Source organism: Janthinobacterium sp. TPC_1 (assembly GCF_056037845.1).
The window spans coordinates 2,241,973-2,258,069 of sequence record NZ_CP195157.1; the positions used below are offsets into that span (position 1 = coordinate 2,241,973).

The window sequence follows — 16,097 nt, forward strand, 5'->3', positions numbered from 1 at the left end:
GTGACGGGCAGTTCCGCCCTGATGCAGTTGCTGGCGCAATTGCCGCTGCTGGGCAAGGAAGACCTCGGTACCTTGAGTCTTTCCGTCCGTGCAGCAGCAGATGAAGGAACAGCGTTAAGCTACCTGACGGCTGCCCAATTGGGCGGCCGCTTCTCTAAAAAGGCGGTGACGCCCTCGTCCGCATCCTCTTCCATCATGTTGCGCGCCATCACGTCGCCTGCATACGCATATGCTTCGTCCAGCGGCAGCTGGCGCTGTTTGTAAAATATTTGTTTGCCGTAGCGGATGGCCGTCGGGCTTTTCGCCATGATCTGCTGCGCCAGGCGGGCCACGGCCTCGTCGAGCGCCGCGTCGGCCACCGTTTCATTGATCAGGCCCCAGTCGGCGGCCGTGTCGGCGTCGATGAAGCGGCCCGTCACCAGCATGTCGAAGGCCCGCTTGGGCGATACGTTGCGCGACAGGGCGACGGAGGGCGTGGCGCAGAACAGGCCCACGTTGATGCCGGACACGGCAAAGCGGGCCGACGCGCCCGCCACGGCCAGGTCGCAGCTGGCGACCAGCTGGCAGCCGGCCGCCGTGGCGATGCCGTGCACGCGGGCAATCACGGGCACGGGCAAGGTTTGAATGGCTTGCATCACGCGCGAGCATTGCGCGAACAGGGTTTGATAATACGCAAGCTGGCGCGTGGCCTGCATCTGGCGCAAATCGTGGCCCGCGCAAAAGGCCTTGCCTTCGGCGGCCAGCACCACGCAGCGCACGTGCGGCTGCTGCGCGATCGTTTCGAACGCTTCCTGCAGCGCGGCCAGCATGGCTTCCGACAGGGCATTGAATTGCAGGGGACGGTTCAGGCGCAGGGTGACGAGGCCACCCTCGTCCTCGCGCAGCAGCAGCGGCGCATCGTTATCTTGTGAAGCGGTCATGCGGTCTCCAGTGGCCTGATGGCCTGTTTTTATGGAAAAGCTTACTTGGCGGCATTCACGCTGCCGATGCCGGCGATCGACTTGTGCACGATCTTCGGCTTGCCGTAATAAATCAGTTCGCCCATGCCGCGCACGACGGCGTTCAGTTCGCCCGAGGAATACACACCTTGACGGAGCCGATGCCGTCGAAATTCACGTCGACGTTTTTCGCCAGCAAGGCTTTCGTATCGACTTCGCCCACGCCTTGCGCTTTCAGGCGCAGCCAGTCGACCTGGCCATCGGCGGCCAGGCGGCCCGCGCCCTTGTAGCTGATGTCGACTCTTGGGCCATTGAGCTTGGTCAATATCTTCTCGCCCGCGCCTTCCGCGATCAGCTTGCGCAAGGTGGGCATGGTGATGATGACGCGCGGGTCGCCCTCGGTTTTCTTGATATCTTTATCCTTCATGGAAATTTTCAGCTCGCCATCGACCACCTCCGTGATCACGCCGCTGAGGAATTTCGTGTCGCCGCGCAGCAGCAGGCTTTGCTCCTTGCCCGATTCCACTTCGATGCTGATGGGGCCGCGGATGTCGATGGCGTTGAAGGCGGCTACCGTGCGGGTTTGCTCGTCGGCATGCGCGAGGGTGGACAGGCAGGCGAGGGACAGGACGGACAACAGGAACAGAGGGCGCATGGCGGTTTCCTTGAGTAGTTGATCTGTGTATTCTATGTTGCAACATCTTCAACGGGGAGAAATTTGCGATGAACTGCACAAATCGCGGCGCGGATGACACGCCGCCATCGGCCAGCCGCGCGCCCGGCGCGGCGCCGTTGGGCTATGCTATGGGGTACCGCGTCCTGGAGACCAGATGAAAAATTACCACAAAGAAGACTATCCCGTCGCCGATATCCGGCGCTTTCTCGAACCGGGGCCGGTGGTGCTCGTCAGTTCAACGTGGAAGGGCGAAAGCGACGTCATGACCATGGCCTGGCACATGCTGATGGAATTCACGCCATCGTTGCTGGGCTGCTTCATTTCCGACGCAAACCACAGCTATGAAATGATCAAGCGCAGCATGGAATGCGTGATCAACCTGCCTACGGCCGACATGGTCGACCAGGTGGTCGCCATCGGCAATTGCAGCGGCGAAGACACGGACAAGTTTACGGCCTTTGGCCTGACGCCGCAGCCGGCCGAGCAGGTGGGCGCACCGCTGATCGCCGAGTGCTACGCCAACTTCGAATGCAAGCTGGCCCAGGTGGCGGGCAACCCGAAGGGCGGCTTCTTCATCTTCGAGTGCGTGAAAGCCCACGTGGCCACCTCGCCCAAGCTGCCCGAAACCCTGCACTACCGGGGCAACGGCGAGTTCATGGTGTCGGGCCGCACGATCAGCCGCAAGAGTTTAATGAAACCTGAAATGTCGTAGGTCGGATTAGCGCGGCAACGCCGCGCCTAATCCGACCTACGGTCAGATCACTCCCTGCGCCAGCATCGCATCGGCGACTTTGACGAAGCCGGCGATATTGGCGCCATCCACATAGCTGACGGAACCATCGGCGCGCGTGCCATACTGCTTGCACGCCGCGTGGATGCCTTGCATGATCTGCAGCAAACGCGCGTCGACTTCCTCGCGCGGCCAGGAAATCCGGGCCGCGTTCTGGCTCATTTCCAGGCCGGAAGTCGCCACGCCGCCCGCATTACTGGCCTTGCCCGGCGCATACAGCACGCCGGCCGCCTCGAAGGCCTTGGCCGCTTCGATGGTGGTGGGCATGTTGGCGCCCTCGGCCACGCATTGCACGCCATTGGCGATGAGCGTGCGCGCATCGGCGATATCGAGTTCATTTTGCGTGGCGCAGGGCAAGGCGATGTCGACCGGCACATGCCATGGCGACACGCCCGCTTCGAAGCGCACGCCCGTGCGCGCGGCGTAATCGCTCACGCGGCCATACAGATGGTTCTTGACCTCCATCAAGATGGCCAGCTTTTCCGGCGTAAAGCCGTCTTCGTCGATGACGGTGCCGCTGGAATCGGAGACGGTGATGACTTTCGCGCCCATGGCCATGGCTTTTTCCACCGCGTATTGCGCCACGTTGCCCGAGCCGGAAACGGACACGCGCATGCCTTCGAACGAGCGGCCCCGCGTCTTCAGCATTTCTTCGGCGAAATACACGGTGCCGTAGCCCGTCGCTTCCGGACGCATCAGCGAGCCGCCGAAGCTGGCACCCTTGCCCGTGAACACGCAGTCGGCGCGGTTGCTGAGCTTTTTCATCATGCCGGCCATATAGCCCACTTCGCGCCCGCCCACGCCGATGTCGCCGGCCGGCACGTCCGTGTCCGAGCCCACGTGGCGGAACAGTTCACTCACGAAAGCCTGGCAGAAGCGCATCACTTCGCCCGGGCTCTTGCCCTTTGGATCGAAATCGGCGCCGCCCTTGCCGCCGCCCATCGGTAACGTGGTCAGCGCATTCTTGAACGTTTGTTCGAAGGCGAGGAATTTCAGCACGGACAGCGTGACGGACGGGTGAAAGCGGATGCCGCCCTTGTACGGCCCGATGGCCATGCTGTGCTGGATGCGGTAGCCGCGATTGACTTGCACTTGTCCATGGTCATCGACCCATGACACGCGGAACATCACCACGCGCTCCGGCTCGATCAAGCGTTCCAGCAAGCCTTGTTCCGCGTATTTCGGGTGCTGTTCCAGGAACGGCCACAAGCTCTCCATGACTTCGGTGACGGCTTGCAGAAACTCGGGCTGACCTGGATTGCGTGCGGCGACATGCTGGACATACTCGTGAGCAGATGCGTATTTCATCAGAATTCCATGGAGGTAATCGGTTATTTGGGCAACTATCATCGCAGATTTCGCACAAAAATGGTGCGAAAATTTGGTTTTGAGGGGTTTCTGCTACATTATGGCGCGCATTTGCCGGCTGGCCGGCGCGGAAAAACAGGCAGTGGTCTGGTGAGAATATCGACTGAGAAGCAGGCGCTGCGTAATGACATGCATACACGGGTCGAGCGCTTTCGCGGTAAGGACTCTTTGCTCCGGGCAGCCTGGAATACAAATGCTTACTCGCCGCTCTTGGTCTTCCGCTTGCCAGAATGTATGTTTTTAAGAATTGCTTATTTATTGAAAGATTGACAGATCCCAATCGCCCCTATGGGGAGTCAGGCAAGAATGACTTCTGTTTGCCAACTTTGAATAGGGGAATCCTTATGTTCAAGTGTCTTGCCACTAAAAGCGCGCCTATCGTCATCGCCTTGCTTGGCGCGCACATGCTTTCTGGATGCGTAACAAAGACAGTGCCAGTGGTGGCATCGACCTCAAGCTATGAATGCAGGCCGACGCCAGTCGATGGCTTGCCCATGGCGGGGGAGGGTGCGTATGGCTGCCATTTTCAACTGCTCGATACGGAAACGAAAGCAATTCTCGTCAATACACCGTATTCACTCGACATCTATGCACCGTCAAAATCGGCAGCCGCAGAAACACCATTTCTCACTACACTGAAAGGTGTGACAGATGCGCATGGGCGATCCGGATTCATACGCGCGTCATTCCCCATCACACCCGAGCGCATGCGATTTGTGCGGGTGGTGGGAAGCGGGCCATATGGCCTCAGTCCTCAATTGTTGCGCCCGACGGACGGCTCGGGCGTGGCCGGCATGCATTATCACGTGACAGGTTGCGGATACGACCAAACAGGCATTACCGATGAGCAAGGTCTTGCGCCCCTGTTTCTCAGTGCATCCGAGTGCAAGCTGAAAGCGGCTTTTTACATGTGCCGTAATGGCAAGTGCCCGACCAAGTGACGTCTCCGTCGCCCTCCTTGCGCAGCCCACCAACGACAACGCCAGCCCGAAGGCTGGCGTTGTCGTCACTGTGCTGCCAGGAGCATCACCCCGCCATGTTGCGCAAGATCAAGCCCGTGATGTAGGCGCCATAGGTGCCCAGCGCGTAGCCGAGCACGGCCAGCAGGACGCCGACGGGGGCCAGGGCCGGGTGGAAGGCGCTGGCGATGACGGGGGCGGAAGCGGCGCCGCCGATGTTCGCCTGCGAGCCGACGGCCATGAAGAACAGCGGTGCGCGGATCAGCTTGGCGACGAGCAACATCAGGCCGCCGTGCACGGCGATCCAGATCATGCCCAGCAGGAACAAAAACGGCTTGTCGAGCAGGGCTTTCAAGTCCATGTGCATGCCGATGGTGGCCACCAGCACGTACAGCATGGCCGAGCCGATGGTCGAGGCGCCCGCGCCTTCCAGGCTGCGCGCCCGGGTAAAGCTCAGCAGCAGGCCGAAGGTGGTGGCCAGCACGACGATCCAGAAGAAGTTCGACGTCAGGCTGTAATCCTGCAGGCGCCATTCTGCCGGCAGGGTGTTGATCCAGTTGATGATGGGGCCGGCCAGGAAGTGCGACAGGCCCGTCACGCCCAGGCCCACGCCGAGGATGATCATGATGTCGGTCAGGCTGGCCACGCGCGCGTGCTGGGCCCGGTAACTTTCGATGCTGTCCTTGAGCGCATTGATGGCGGTCAAATCGGCGCCCGTCCAGCGGTCGAAGGCGCCCGCGCGGCCGGCCAGGAACAGCAGCACGGCCGTCCAGACGTTGGCCACCAGCACGTCGACGGCGACGAACTGGCCGAACAGGGTGGCGTCCACTTCAAACACTTCCTTCATGGCCGCCTGGTTGGCGCCGCCGCCTATCCACGAGCCGGCGACAGTCGTCATGCCGCGCCAGGTGTCGCCCGCCACCGTTTCCGGGTGGATCAAACGCAAGGCTTCGAACGAGACGAGGGCACCCAGCATGACGCCAAGTGTTCCTGTGAGAAACATGATGATGGCTTTCGGGCCGAGGCGGAGGATGCCGCCGAAATCGATGGCCACGCACAGCAGCACCAGCGCGCTGGGCAGCAGGTAATCGCGCGCCACGGCGTACAGGCCGGAAGCGTTGCCGTCGATGATGCCGAAGGTGTTGAGCAGCGCCGGGATCAGGTAGCACATCAGCAGCGACGGGATATACGTATAGAACTTTTTCCAGAAGCCGTTGGCGCGGGAGGCGGTCCAGAAGACGCCCCCCAGGGTCATGGCGAGCAGGCCGAGGACGACGGCGTCATTGGTGATCAGGGCAGAGGTGGCAGGTGGCATCGGGGATTCCGGTGAACGTGTCAGGGACGCACCGGATGCCGATCAGGCCCCCGGGCGCAGGGTGGCCGTATCGTATAGCAATGTTGAAGCCTAAACAAATTATTTAGGTGGTGTCAGCTGGAATTTTTCTTGTCAAATCAAACACTTGGAAACTGCTCGCCACCCGATGCAGCAGACTGGCGGTTACAAATAGCGCGCCAGCAAGGCTTTATTCAGCGCCCCGTCGAGTTCGATGCGCACGAAGTGGCCGCTGCCGGGCGCCACCTGGATCTCGCTGCCATCGTCGGCCAGCATGCGCGCAATCGTGAAGTCGCGGTTGCCGCCCGGATGCAGGGCTTCGATGCGGTCGCCCACGGCGAAGCGGTTTTTCACTTCCACCCTGGCCCAGCCGTCCGCCACGCTCAGCACGTCGCCCACGTACTGGCTGCGGTCAGCCTCGGATGCGCCGCGCATGTAGTTCTGGTGCGTCTGCGTGTGGTGGCGTTGATAAAAGCCGTCCGTGTAGCCGCGGTTGGCCAGGCCTTGCAGCTGGCCCAAGAGACCAATATCGAAGGGGCGGCCCGCCACGGCGTCATCGATGGCCTGGCGGTAGACTTGCGCCGTGCGCGCCGCGTAGTACAGCGACTTGGTGCGGCCCTCGACCTTCAGCGAATCGACGCCGATCTTGACCAGGCGCTCGATGTGCTCGACGGCGCGCAAGTCCTTCGAATTCATGATGTAGGTGCCGTGCTCGTCTTCGAGGATCGGCATCAGCTGGCCCGGGCGCTGGGCTTCTTCAATGAAGTATGGCTGGTCGGCCAGCGGGTGGCGCGGCTGCTGGTGCAGGGCGGAAAACGCGTTATTGTCGGCTTCGGCCAGCGCCTGGTGAAATTCCAGCGGCACCACTTGCATGCCGCCCAGGTCGCCGCTGGCGTCTTCCTCGGCATTCTTCACCTTGTAATCCCAGCGGCAGGAATTCGTGCAGGTGCCCTGGTTCGGGTCGCGATGGTTGAAATAGCCGGACAGCAGGCAGCGGCCCGAATAGGCGATGCACAGGGCGCCGTGCACGAACACTTCCAGCTCCATTTCCGGGCAGCGCTGGCGGATTTCCTCGATCTCGTCGAGCGACAGTTCGCGCGACAGGATCACGCGCGTCAGGCCCATGCGGTGCCAGAACTTCACGTCGGCCCAGTTGACGGCATTCGCCTGCACCGATAAGTGCACGGGAATCTCCGGCCATTTGTCGCGCACCATCATGATCAGGCCCGGATCGGCCATGATCAGGGCGTCGGGGCGCATGGCGATCACCGGTTCCATGTCGCGCAAATACGTTTTCAGCTTGGCGTTGTGGGCGAAGATGTTGCTGGCGACAAAGAACAGCTTGCCGCGCGCATGCGCACCGTCAATGCCTTCCTGCAAGGCTTGCAAGGTCGAAAAATCGTTATTGCGCACGCGCAAGCTGTAGCGCGGCTGGCCCGCGTAGACGGCGTCGGCGCCATAGTCGAAGGCGGCATGCATCTTGGCCAGGGAGCCGGCAGGCAGGAGGAGTTCGGGAGCGTGGCGCATGGGCGAGGGGCAAAGCCGGCGATTGTAGGCGGGCTGGCGCCAGATTGCCTTGCCTTGGGTCAAGGGATTGACATGTGGTGCCAGCGCCGGTGCCCAGCAGCAGGCTGGCCGCCAGGTGGCCCAGGGACTCGTATGTATCGGTCCCGTGCGGCGCGGCGCGCCGGCCCTGCAAGACTGGCCCGGCGCCGTCTGACTGCCGGTGATCGTCGTGTATGCGGCGCTGGTGCCGCTCGTGTCGGGCCTGGGCATCAGGGCGCCTGCCCGCAAGCTGGCGTCCTGAACTGTCAATCCCGCGTGACCGGCACGGGCTTAATGCGTGTGCGCGGCGCCGCTGGCGCTGCTGCCGGCTTGTCCTGTCATGGGCAAGTGTTCGGGCGGCATGCCGTCCTTGAACAATTGACGCAACTGCTGGCGCAGTTCCGGTGTGTCGTGGTGATGGTGTACCGAGACTGCGTGTTCCACAGCAATGCCCAATAGCTCTTCTTCGCTGCGGCCGAGATCGCAACCGAGCAATGCGTGTCACTTGGGAACTCCCGGCAATCGATGAATTTGCGCGTCATGATCAACTCCTTTCTGCCAAGAGCGGGCACCGTGCCCGCTCCATTCAGTATAGGTCGCAATCTGGCTCAGGCTGCACGGCTGCTGGTATCGGCCCTGTGCACAGGCAAGTGTTTTGGCTGTGCCGCATCGGTGGGAAAATCGTTGACCTGTATCAAGCCGTCGACCAGGCGCGCATATTCCAGCAAGGTATTGTGCTCCTGGCAGCTGATGGTGTTTGCCGCCTTGGCCGCAGCCAGCCACGGCTGCATGGCGGACAGGCTTTGCGGCAGGTGCCGCAGGGCCGCGCCTGCGGGCGTGTCTTTCAGGCGTTTTTCGATGGACAGCACCTCCGGCAGCAGTGCCAGCGCCCGCTCGGCGCAAGCCACGGGGTCTGCCGCGTCGCTGGCGACATGGCCGTCGGCCAGCAGGCGTTCGCGGTCGGCGCCCGGCGTTTGCAGGGCCAGCGCCACTTCGCTGCCCAGCTCGTCGGACGGCGGACGGTGGGGCAGGCCGAACGGAAACAGCAAGGTGCGCAGCAGGACGGCCAGCACGCGCGCGGGGAAATTGTCGAGCACGCCCGTCAAGCCCTGCTGCGCCTTGACCAGCGCGTCTTGCAGCGACCAGTGCACATACGGCAGGTCGGCCTCGGGCCGGCCATCGTCCTCGTAGCGCTTCAGCACGGACGAAGCCAGGTACAGCTGCGCCAGCACGTCGCCCAGGCGGGCGGACAGCCGTTCGCGGCGCTTGAGTTCGCCACCGAGCACGAACATCGACATATCCGTCATGACGGCAAACGCCGTCGACAGCCGCGTCAGGGCGCGGTAGTAGGGCGCCAGTGCGTGCGCGCCGGCGTTGGGCACGGCCGCCAGACGGGCGCCGCCGAGGCCGTACCACAGTCCCCTGGCCAGGTTGCCCAGCACAAAGCCCACATGGCCGAAGAAGGCCGCATCGAAATCGCGCAAGGCCTTGCGGCCATCGCTTTCGTTGACGGCGGCCATTTCCCTGAGCACATACGGATGCGCGCGGATGGCGCCCTGGCCGAAGATGATCAGGCTGCGCGTGAGGATATTGGCGCCTTCGACCGTGATCGCGATGGGGATTTGCTGGTAGGCGCTGGCGAGGAAATTGTTCGGGCCCACGCAGATGCCCTTGCCGCCAAGAATGTCCATACCGTCGTTGACGAGCGCGCGGCCCCGTTCCGTGACGTGATATTTGACGATGGCGGAAATGACGGCCGGCTTCTCGCCCAGGTCGACGGCGTGCGCGGCCAGGGTGCGGGCCGCGTCCATCAGGTACAGGTTGGCGCCCATGCGGGCCAGCGCTTCCTGCACCCCCTCGAACTTGCCGATGGGCATGTTGAACTGGCGCCGCACTGCCGCGTAAGCGCCGGTGCCGCGCACGGCCATCTTGCCCATGCCCACACTGGACGAGGGCAGCGAGATGGCGCGTCCCGCCGCCGCCAGGCATTCCATCAGCATGCGCCAGCCTTTGCCCACTTGCGCCTGGCCGCCGATGACCCAGTCGATGGGGATGAAGACATCGTTGCCGGACGTGGGGCCGTTCTGGAACGCGGCGTTCAAGGGATGGTGGCGGCGGCCGATCACCACGCCGTCGTGGCTGGCGGGGATCAGGGCGCAAGTGATGCCCGGTGCGTCGTAGTCGGAGAGCAAGTGGTCGGGATCGCTGGTCTGGAATGCCAGGCCCAGCAAGGTCGCGATGGGCGCCAGCGTGATGTAGCGCTTGTTCCAGCTGAGGCGGAAACCGACAGTGGCGCGCCCCTCATGCATGCCCATGCACACGACGCCCAGGTCGGGGATGGCGGCCGCGTCGGAGCCCGCGTACGGGCTGGTCAGGGCAAAGCAGGGAATTTCGGTGCCAGCAGCCAGGCGCGGCAGGTAGTAATCTTTTTGTTCTTCGGTGCCGTAGTGCAGCAGCAACTCGGCCGGTCCCAGCGAATTGGGCACCATCACGGTCACGGCCAGTGCCGAGCAGCGGCTCGACAGTTTCATCACCACTTGCGAGTGCATGTAGGCGGAGAACTGTTTGCCGCCATATTGCTTGGGAATGATCATGCCGAGGAAACCCTGGCTTTTCATGTAGGCCCAGGCTTGCGGTGGCAAGTCCTGCGCCTGTTGGGTTTCCCAGTCGTTGACCAGTTCGCACAAGCGCTCGACGTCGTGGTCAAGGAAATGGCGCTCTTCGGCCGTGAGCGTGGCGCGGCCATACGCCAGCAATTTTGTCCAGTCGGGCCGGCCGGAAAACAGGTCCGCATCCCACCACGTGGTGCCCGCCTCGAGCGCGTCGCGTTCCGTGTCGGACATGCTCGGCAGGATGCGCTTGAACAAGGCCAGCAAGTGTGGGGTAATCAGGGCGCGGCGCACGGGGCCGGGCGCGAAACAGCAAAACCAGGCCCAGCAGGGCCACCATCAGTATGATCGTCAGCATGCGATATCTCCCTGTGTAGTAAGTACAGGGTAGGCCGATGCGGCCGATGTTACTGTGCGGTACTGCGCATACGGAGCAACGCCAACCGCAGGGGTTGGCGTTGTGGTGTCTGGCGTGAGGCGTATTAGCGTTGCGGAACGACAATTACTGTGTCGCCCGTTTTGCCCTTGGCACCGTCGTCGCCCTTGGCGCCATCGTTGCCTTGTGCACCGGTAGCGCCCTTGGCGCCATCGTATCCGGCGGCACCGCTGTCGCCCGTCTGGCCCGTGGCGCCGGTGGCACCGGTCGCGCCGGCAGGCGCTTCAGCGCCCGTGGCGCCCGTGGCGCCGGCAGGACCAGGCGCGCCGGCAGGGCCGGGAACGACTTGGACGACGGTCGGCGCAGGTGGCGCTTCGCGCTGGCAAGCGGTCAGGGCGAGGGTAGAGGCGAGCGCGAGCAATATCAGGGTAGGTTTCATGATGCATCCTTTGGCAGTGAGCCGTAATGTACGGAACGGCTCGACGGCGTCGGGCGCGAGTTTCGCATGGCGGTGTGGCGGGGAAAGCTGACCAGGCGACCCATCTGCCGTGTCGCGCGGGGCGCTGGCGGCGGGAGGGGAAGTGATGGTCTGCCTGCAGCATGGGCTCTTGGACGGCTGCAGTCCGTTCGTTTGCGTACACAGCGGCGCGATGAAAGGTTTTTGCTATGTGCTGCTGAATTCTTGGTGCCCGGGGGTATCGAACCACCGATGCAAGGATTTTCAATTTCGATGCCGGGCGATATTAAACAAATTACATTTTTATTTATATTCGAGATAATTCCTGGAAATCAACATAGTGCGATCAATCTGGCATCCCGGAGTACGGTGCGCGCACATCAAACCATAGTTGATCAAGGGCAACGATCTCTCATTTTGGTCATTGGCTGCCGCATAAAAGGTAGACACTATCCGCTGACCAATCCGAGTGCCTGTTCGAAACGAACGTCGGCCGAACGCTTCGGCCCGCATTCCAATGTAGCGACTTTCCGTCGAAATGGTTTGGAAGAAATTTTTTCTGATAAAGGTCATTCAACCATGAAATTCTATTTTGTGACATGTCTGTTGACACTCGCACTTGCTGCCGAAGCGGCTATGTCGTCCCCGACATTAGACGAAGTCAACACGGCATATGAGGCGAAAGATTACCCTGCGTCTTTAACGGGCTACGCGAAACTCGCTGCGGATGGTAATGCAGTGGCGCAGAACAAGTTGGGCGAGATGTATGCCAACGGCGTGGGTACTTCAAAAGATGAGCAACGGGCGGTTTCATGGTATCGAAAAGCTGCGGAGCAGGGCTTGGCCGATGCGCAGCAGAACCTGGCGGTAATGTACGGCAAAGGAAAGGGAGTCCCCCAGGATTGGCAACAGGCTCTGGCTTGGCATCACAAGGCGGCAGAGCAGGGCTACGCTCTCGCACAGTTTTTCATGGGAGGGATGTACGAATTCGGACATGGGGTTTCCAAGGATCCAGTGCAAGCTATCAGTTGGTATCGCAGAGCCGCCGATGATGGGTTTGCTCGTGCGCAATATCGTATGGGAACGGCAGCGGCAGACGGGTGGGGCATGCCTGAGGACGGACAGCAGGCGGTGACCTGGTATCGCAAGGCTGCTGAACAAGGGCATGCCAACGCACAGCTTGAATTGGGCTTGGCGTTCGCCAGTGGGGATGGTGTCCCGAAAGACGAGCAGCAAGCGGTGAACTGGTATCGAAAAGCGGCGGCGCAGGGGAGTTCGCGTGGACAGTTCAGTTTGGCATTGGCTTATGTCAACGGTACAGGCGTCCCGCATGACGAAGAGGAAGCTTCGACCTGGTATCGGAAGGCTGCGGAGCAAGGCTACGTCGACGCACAATACAATCTGGGTGTGCTGTATGCCAGCAGTCGCGGGCCTATCAAGGATGAGAAGCAAGCGGTTAAATGGTATCGCCGAGCGGCGGATCAAGGCGATGCTGGTGCGCAGTACAATTTGAGCTTGATGTACCTTTACGGCAGAGGCGTCCCGCAGGATATTCAGCAAGCTTATTTCTGGTGCCTGTTATCTAGCTTCAGAGGCCATAAAGCCGCAACCCTATCCAGGCTACTTGCTTCCTTTGACAGCAATGAGACAGACGCGGCGCATGAAAAAATGTTTGCAAAGGTTAAGGCATGGGTGCCAAGAACTGAATAGGCCTACGCCCTGATCTCAGGCGGTCGTGCTCGGCATGGTGGAGTATATTAACGCTGAGCAACAAGCGGAGCCGCCCGAAGTACGGCGGCCGACCAGGCATCATAGATGGGCCGGGACACAGATTTTTTGAGCCTGTAAGCAAAAAGCCAACCCGAAGGTTGGCTTTTTGCTATGTGCTGCTGAATTCTTGGTGGCCCGGGGCGGAATCGAACCACCGACACAAGGATTTTCAATCCTCTGCTCTACCGACTGAGCTACCAGGCCAAGGCGGCGAATTATAGCAGAAAGACTTTCCACCTGACCAGAGCTAGCTGTGTTCAAATGCAACAGATGGCCAAAGCATGGTGTTTTGGCATCCTTGTATGAGCTGAAGGGATGTGGCGATGCAGCGACGTATTGGAGTGCAGGGCCTGGCGGCTGCGGGCTTGTTCAGTTTGTTTTGCGGTACGGCGCGGGCCGATGGCTTGGCCGATCTGAATGCGGCGCTGGCGCGCTTGCAGGGGCAGTTGCCCATCAAGGCGCAGGTGGAGTCGAAAACCTGGCGCCGCGAGGGTGAGGGCAAGGCGGCGGAAGAGGATAGCGGCCAGGCCACGGTGGCTGTCGAAGGCGGACCTGCGGGCTTGCAAGTGCTCTACGGCAAGGACTTGCTGGCGAAAGTGGAAGCCGAGCAGCGCGCCAGGGTGAAAGATCCGAAGGTCAAGACGCCGATCGGCTTTGCGCTGGGGGAAATGAAGGCGGCGGAGTTGCGTTCCATGGTGTCGGCGGCCGATTCCCTGTCGCGCGAGATCGAGGAAGCCGTGTTCAGCGGCGAAAAGATCGATAGTTACAAGGGCAAGCCGGCGCGCCTGCTCAGTTTTACCTTGTCGCTCGACAAGGTACCTGAGAAAGACCGCAAGTATGTGAAGAAGTTCGACGGCGGCATCGATGTGTGGATCGCCGCCGACGGCACGCCGCTGGCCAGCCATTTTCACTTCGATGTGAGCGGGCGCGCCTTTGTCGTCATCAGCTTTACGCAAAAGACGGACGAGACGCGCCTGTATGGCGTCAGCGGCGACCGCTTATTGCTGCTGCGCAAGGAGAGCAAGAATGCCACCTCGGGTGCGGGCGAGAAAGTGGAAAGCAAAATCATCAAGACCTTGCAGCTGCAATCCTGAAATGTTGCAAAACCTCACAAGCCGCTGATCCAGCGGCTTTTTTTACATCGCCGAACTGCCGCCCAGGCCGCTCTTTTGCAGCACGCAGCGTCCCGCTTCGCAGGTGGCGCCCGGGTCCGTGACGATGGAGCAGGTCGACATCATGCCGTCCGCCTGCTGCTGCTTTGCGGCTGGCCTCGGCGTGCGCCTGGGCCAGCGCCTTGAGTTTCTTGCCGTCATTGCTTTTGCTGGACCAGGCCAGGTAGCGCTCGGGGCCGCCGCAAGCCTTGGCGCCGATGGCGATGGTCTGGCATTGCTGGGTGGAATCGCAGGCGGCGGCGCCCACTTCCGCCTGGATTTGCGCCAGCAAGCCGGCATTGCCGGGTGCGGGCGGGGCATCTTGTGCGGGGGCGCTGCCGCAGGCACTGGCGCCCAGCAGCAGGAAGCTGGCGCATGCGGCGCGCAGCAGGGGCAACAGGGCGGAGTAGGTTGGCGTTTGCATGCCCTCATCATGTGCCACGCTTGCCCAAATGGCAAGCGCGATTCGCATTGGCCAGAACCTTGATCCCCGTCATTTTCATTGTCAAGCAGTCAAAGTTAATATAAATCAACATCCAATCTGCGATGTACGGGTGGCAACCGGGCCGGTGCGCTGCATTCCCGCGCCGGCGCGTGCCGCCGATTCGGGAATGTTTCCAGGAGTTAGACTATGCGCCGCACCCTCTCACCCTTCCTCTTCATCACCAGCCTGGCCTTCGGCGGCGTCCTGCATGCCGCGGAAAAGGAGCCGATCCAGCCGATCAAGGCCGCCAAGGTGGCCAATCCGGCCATGGTCGAGCTGGGCAAGAAACTGTTTTTTGACCCGCGCCTGTCGCGCTCCGGCTTTATTTCCTGCAACAGCTGCCATAACCTGAGCATGGGTGGCACGGACAATATCAAGACTTCGATCGGCCACAACTGGCAGCGCGGGCCGATCAACTCACCCACGGTGCTCAATGCCAGCATGAACGTGGCGCAGATGTGGGATGGCCGCGCCAAGGATTTGCAGGAGCAGGCGGGCGGCCCCATCGCCAATCCCGGCGAAATGGCTTTTACGCACGAGCTGGCCATCGACGTGCTGGCCTCGATTCCCGCCTACCGCAAGGAATTCAAGCAGGTGTTTGGCCAGGATAAATTGACCATCGAGCAAGTCACGCGCGCCATCGCCGCCTTCGAGGAAGTGCTGGTGACGCCTGGTTCGCGCTTCGACCAATGGCTGATGGGCAAGAAAAGCGCGCTGACGAAAGACGAGCTGGCCGGCTACCAGTTATTTAAATCCAGCGGCTGCATCGCCTGCCATAACGGCCCCGCCGTGGGCGGCAATACTTTCCAGAAGATGGGCGTGGTGGAACCGTATAAAACGGCGATGACGGCCGAAGGGCGCTCGGCCGTGACGGGCAAGGATGCGGACCGCTTCAACTTCAAGGTGCCGACCCTGCGCAACGTGGAATTGACGTACCCGTACTTTCACGATGGCGAAGCGGCGACCCTGACGCAAGCCGTCGACGTGATGGGCCGCTTGCAGCTGGGCCGCACGTTTACGCCCGATGAAAACGCGAAACTGGTGGCCTTCCTGAAAACCCTGACGGGCAAGCAGCCGCACCTCGTGCTGCCGATCCTGCCGCCATCGAGCGACACGACGCCGCGCGGCCCGTGCCGTTTGACTGAATGAGTCTATGAAAAATGCCCGCATCAAGCGGGCATCGGGGTTTATTTCAATGTTCTCTGGAACAACTGATAGATACGGCGGTACTCGTCATACCACGCTTCCGGCTGCACGAAACCGTGGCGCTCCATCGGGTAGCTGGCCATTTCCCAGTTATCCTTCTTGAGCTCGATCAAGCGCTGCGACAGGCGCACGGAGTCCTGGTAAAACACGTTGTCGTCGATCATGCCGTGGGCGATCAGGAGGTTGCCCGTCAGTTTATCGGCGTATTCGATCGGCGACGAGATTTTATACGCCTGCGGGTCGACCTCCGGCGTGTTCAGGATATTTGCCGTGTACTCGTGGTTGTAGGTGGTCCAGTCCGTCACGGGACGCAAGGCGGCGCCGGACTTGAAGGTGTCCGGCGCGCGCATCAGGGCCATCAGGCTCATGAAGCCGCCATAGCTGCCGCCATAGATGCCCACGTTCTTGATGTCGCCCTGGGTGCCGCGCTGCCAG

The 16,097-nt window shown here is 61.6% G+C and carries 15 protein-coding genes, 1 tRNA gene and 2 pseudogenes; 6 read left to right on the plus strand and 12 right to left on the minus strand.

The window, feature by feature from the left end:
- Nucleotides 1-119 precede the first annotated feature (119 nt).
- Genes ACQVLG_RS10975 through ACQVLG_RS10985 form a run of 3 tightly spaced genes read right to left on the minus strand, consistent with a single transcriptional unit; the run spans nucleotide 120 to nucleotide 1,593 of the window.
- Complete coding sequence (locus ACQVLG_RS10975) at nucleotides 120-920, minus strand: enoyl-CoA hydratase (protein ID WP_474294507.1); 801 nt, start codon at nucleotides 918-920, stop codon at nucleotides 120-122.
- Between the two features lie 41 nt (nucleotides 921-961).
- Complete coding sequence (locus ACQVLG_RS10980; RefSeq protein WP_474294509.1) at nucleotides 962-1,084, minus strand: hypothetical protein; 123 nt, start codon at nucleotides 1,082-1,084, stop codon at nucleotides 962-964.
- A complete protein-coding gene (locus ACQVLG_RS10985; RefSeq protein ID WP_474294511.1) occupies nucleotides 1,063-1,593 on the minus strand; it encodes a GIN domain-containing protein in 531 nt (176 codons plus the stop codon). Before ACQVLG_RS10985 ends, ACQVLG_RS10980 begins: the two co-directional genes overlap by 22 nt.
- 175 nt (nucleotides 1,594-1,768) lie before the next feature.
- Between ACQVLG_RS10985 and ACQVLG_RS10990 the strand changes: the two genes are divergently transcribed.
- On the plus strand, nucleotides 1,769-2,326 hold the full coding sequence (locus ACQVLG_RS10990) for a flavin reductase family protein (protein WP_474294513.1): 558 nt from the start codon (nucleotides 1,769-1,771) through the stop codon (nucleotides 2,324-2,326).
- A 42-nt stretch (nucleotides 2,327-2,368) separates the two neighbouring features.
- Here the strand turns inward: ACQVLG_RS10990 and gdhA are convergent, their stop codons facing one another.
- Nucleotides 2,369-3,712, minus strand: coding sequence for an NADP-specific glutamate dehydrogenase (gdhA, locus tag ACQVLG_RS10995; RefSeq protein ID WP_474294515.1), 1,344 nt, complete (start codon nucleotides 3,710-3,712; stop codon nucleotides 2,369-2,371).
- Between the two features lie 9 nt (nucleotides 3,713-3,721).
- Between gdhA and ACQVLG_RS11000 the strand changes: the two genes are divergently transcribed.
- On the plus strand, nucleotides 3,722-4,042 hold the full coding sequence (locus ACQVLG_RS11000) for a hypothetical protein (protein ID WP_474294517.1): 321 nt from the start codon (nucleotides 3,722-3,724) through the stop codon (nucleotides 4,040-4,042).
- A gap of 74 nt (nucleotides 4,043-4,116) precedes the next feature.
- A complete protein-coding gene (locus ACQVLG_RS11005; RefSeq protein WP_474294519.1) occupies nucleotides 4,117-4,713 on the plus strand; it encodes a hypothetical protein in 597 nt (198 codons plus the stop codon).
- Between the two features lie 85 nt (nucleotides 4,714-4,798).
- On the opposite strand, the gene ACQVLG_RS11010 is transcribed toward ACQVLG_RS11005, so the two are convergent.
- From ACQVLG_RS11010 to ACQVLG_RS11030, 5 genes and pseudogenes are all read right to left on the minus strand, one after another.
- Nucleotides 4,799-6,046, minus strand: a complete 1,248-nt coding sequence (locus ACQVLG_RS11010) for a DUF819 family protein (protein ID WP_474294521.1) — start codon at nucleotides 6,044-6,046, stop codon at nucleotides 4,799-4,801.
- Between the two features lie 183 nt (nucleotides 6,047-6,229).
- The gene (gene trhP / locus ACQVLG_RS11015; RefSeq protein ID WP_474295616.1) at nucleotides 6,230-7,591 is read right to left on the minus strand and encodes a prephenate-dependent tRNA uridine(34) hydroxylase TrhP; all 1,362 of its coding nucleotides are present in this window, start codon (nucleotides 7,589-7,591) and stop codon (nucleotides 6,230-6,232) included.
- Between the two features lie 309 nt (nucleotides 7,592-7,900).
- Nucleotides 7,901-8,151 (minus strand): annotated as a pseudogene (locus tag ACQVLG_RS11020) (DUF1059 domain-containing protein).
- A gap of 66 nt (nucleotides 8,152-8,217) precedes the next feature.
- Nucleotides 8,218-10,512: pseudogene (locus tag ACQVLG_RS11025) on the minus strand (acyl-CoA dehydrogenase); the annotation flags it as partial.
- Between the two features lie 188 nt (nucleotides 10,513-10,700).
- Nucleotides 10,701-11,033, minus strand: a complete 333-nt coding sequence (locus tag ACQVLG_RS11030) for a hypothetical protein (RefSeq protein WP_099411717.1) — start codon at nucleotides 11,031-11,033, stop codon at nucleotides 10,701-10,703.
- A gap of 291 nt (nucleotides 11,034-11,324) precedes the next feature.
- Here ACQVLG_RS11030 and ACQVLG_RS11035 point away from each other — a divergent pair, with 291 nt between their 5' ends.
- Entirely contained in the window at nucleotides 11,325-12,761 is a 1,437-nt protein-coding gene (locus ACQVLG_RS11035) for an SEL1-like repeat protein (RefSeq protein ID WP_474294523.1), read from the plus strand.
- A gap of 188 nt (nucleotides 12,762-12,949) precedes the next feature.
- Here ACQVLG_RS11035 and ACQVLG_RS11040 read toward each other — a convergent pair.
- Nucleotides 12,950-13,025, minus strand: a tRNA-Phe gene (locus tag ACQVLG_RS11040).
- A 119-nt stretch (nucleotides 13,026-13,144) separates the two neighbouring features.
- Here ACQVLG_RS11040 and ACQVLG_RS11045 point away from each other — a divergent pair.
- A complete protein-coding gene (locus tag ACQVLG_RS11045) occupies nucleotides 13,145-13,915 on the plus strand; it encodes a hypothetical protein (protein ID WP_474294525.1) in 771 nt (256 codons plus the stop codon).
- Here ACQVLG_RS11045 and ACQVLG_RS11050 read toward each other — a convergent pair.
- Nucleotides 13,890-14,396, minus strand: coding sequence for a hypothetical protein (locus ACQVLG_RS11050; protein ID WP_474294527.1), 507 nt, complete (start codon nucleotides 14,394-14,396; stop codon nucleotides 13,890-13,892). The genes ACQVLG_RS11045 and ACQVLG_RS11050 overlap by 26 nt on opposite strands.
- 207 nt (nucleotides 14,397-14,603) lie before the next feature.
- Between ACQVLG_RS11050 and ACQVLG_RS11055 the strand changes: the two genes are divergently transcribed.
- Entirely contained in the window at nucleotides 14,604-15,605 is a 1,002-nt protein-coding gene (locus tag ACQVLG_RS11055; RefSeq protein ID WP_474294529.1) for a cytochrome-c peroxidase, read from the plus strand.
- A 38-nt stretch (nucleotides 15,606-15,643) separates the two neighbouring features.
- On the opposite strand, the gene ACQVLG_RS11060 is transcribed toward ACQVLG_RS11055, so the two are convergent.
- The gene (locus ACQVLG_RS11060) at nucleotides 15,644-16,063 is read right to left on the minus strand and encodes an alpha/beta hydrolase family protein (protein WP_474294531.1); all 420 of its coding nucleotides are present in this window, start codon (nucleotides 16,061-16,063) and stop codon (nucleotides 15,644-15,646) included.
- Between the last annotated feature and the right edge of the window lie 34 nt (nucleotides 16,064-16,097).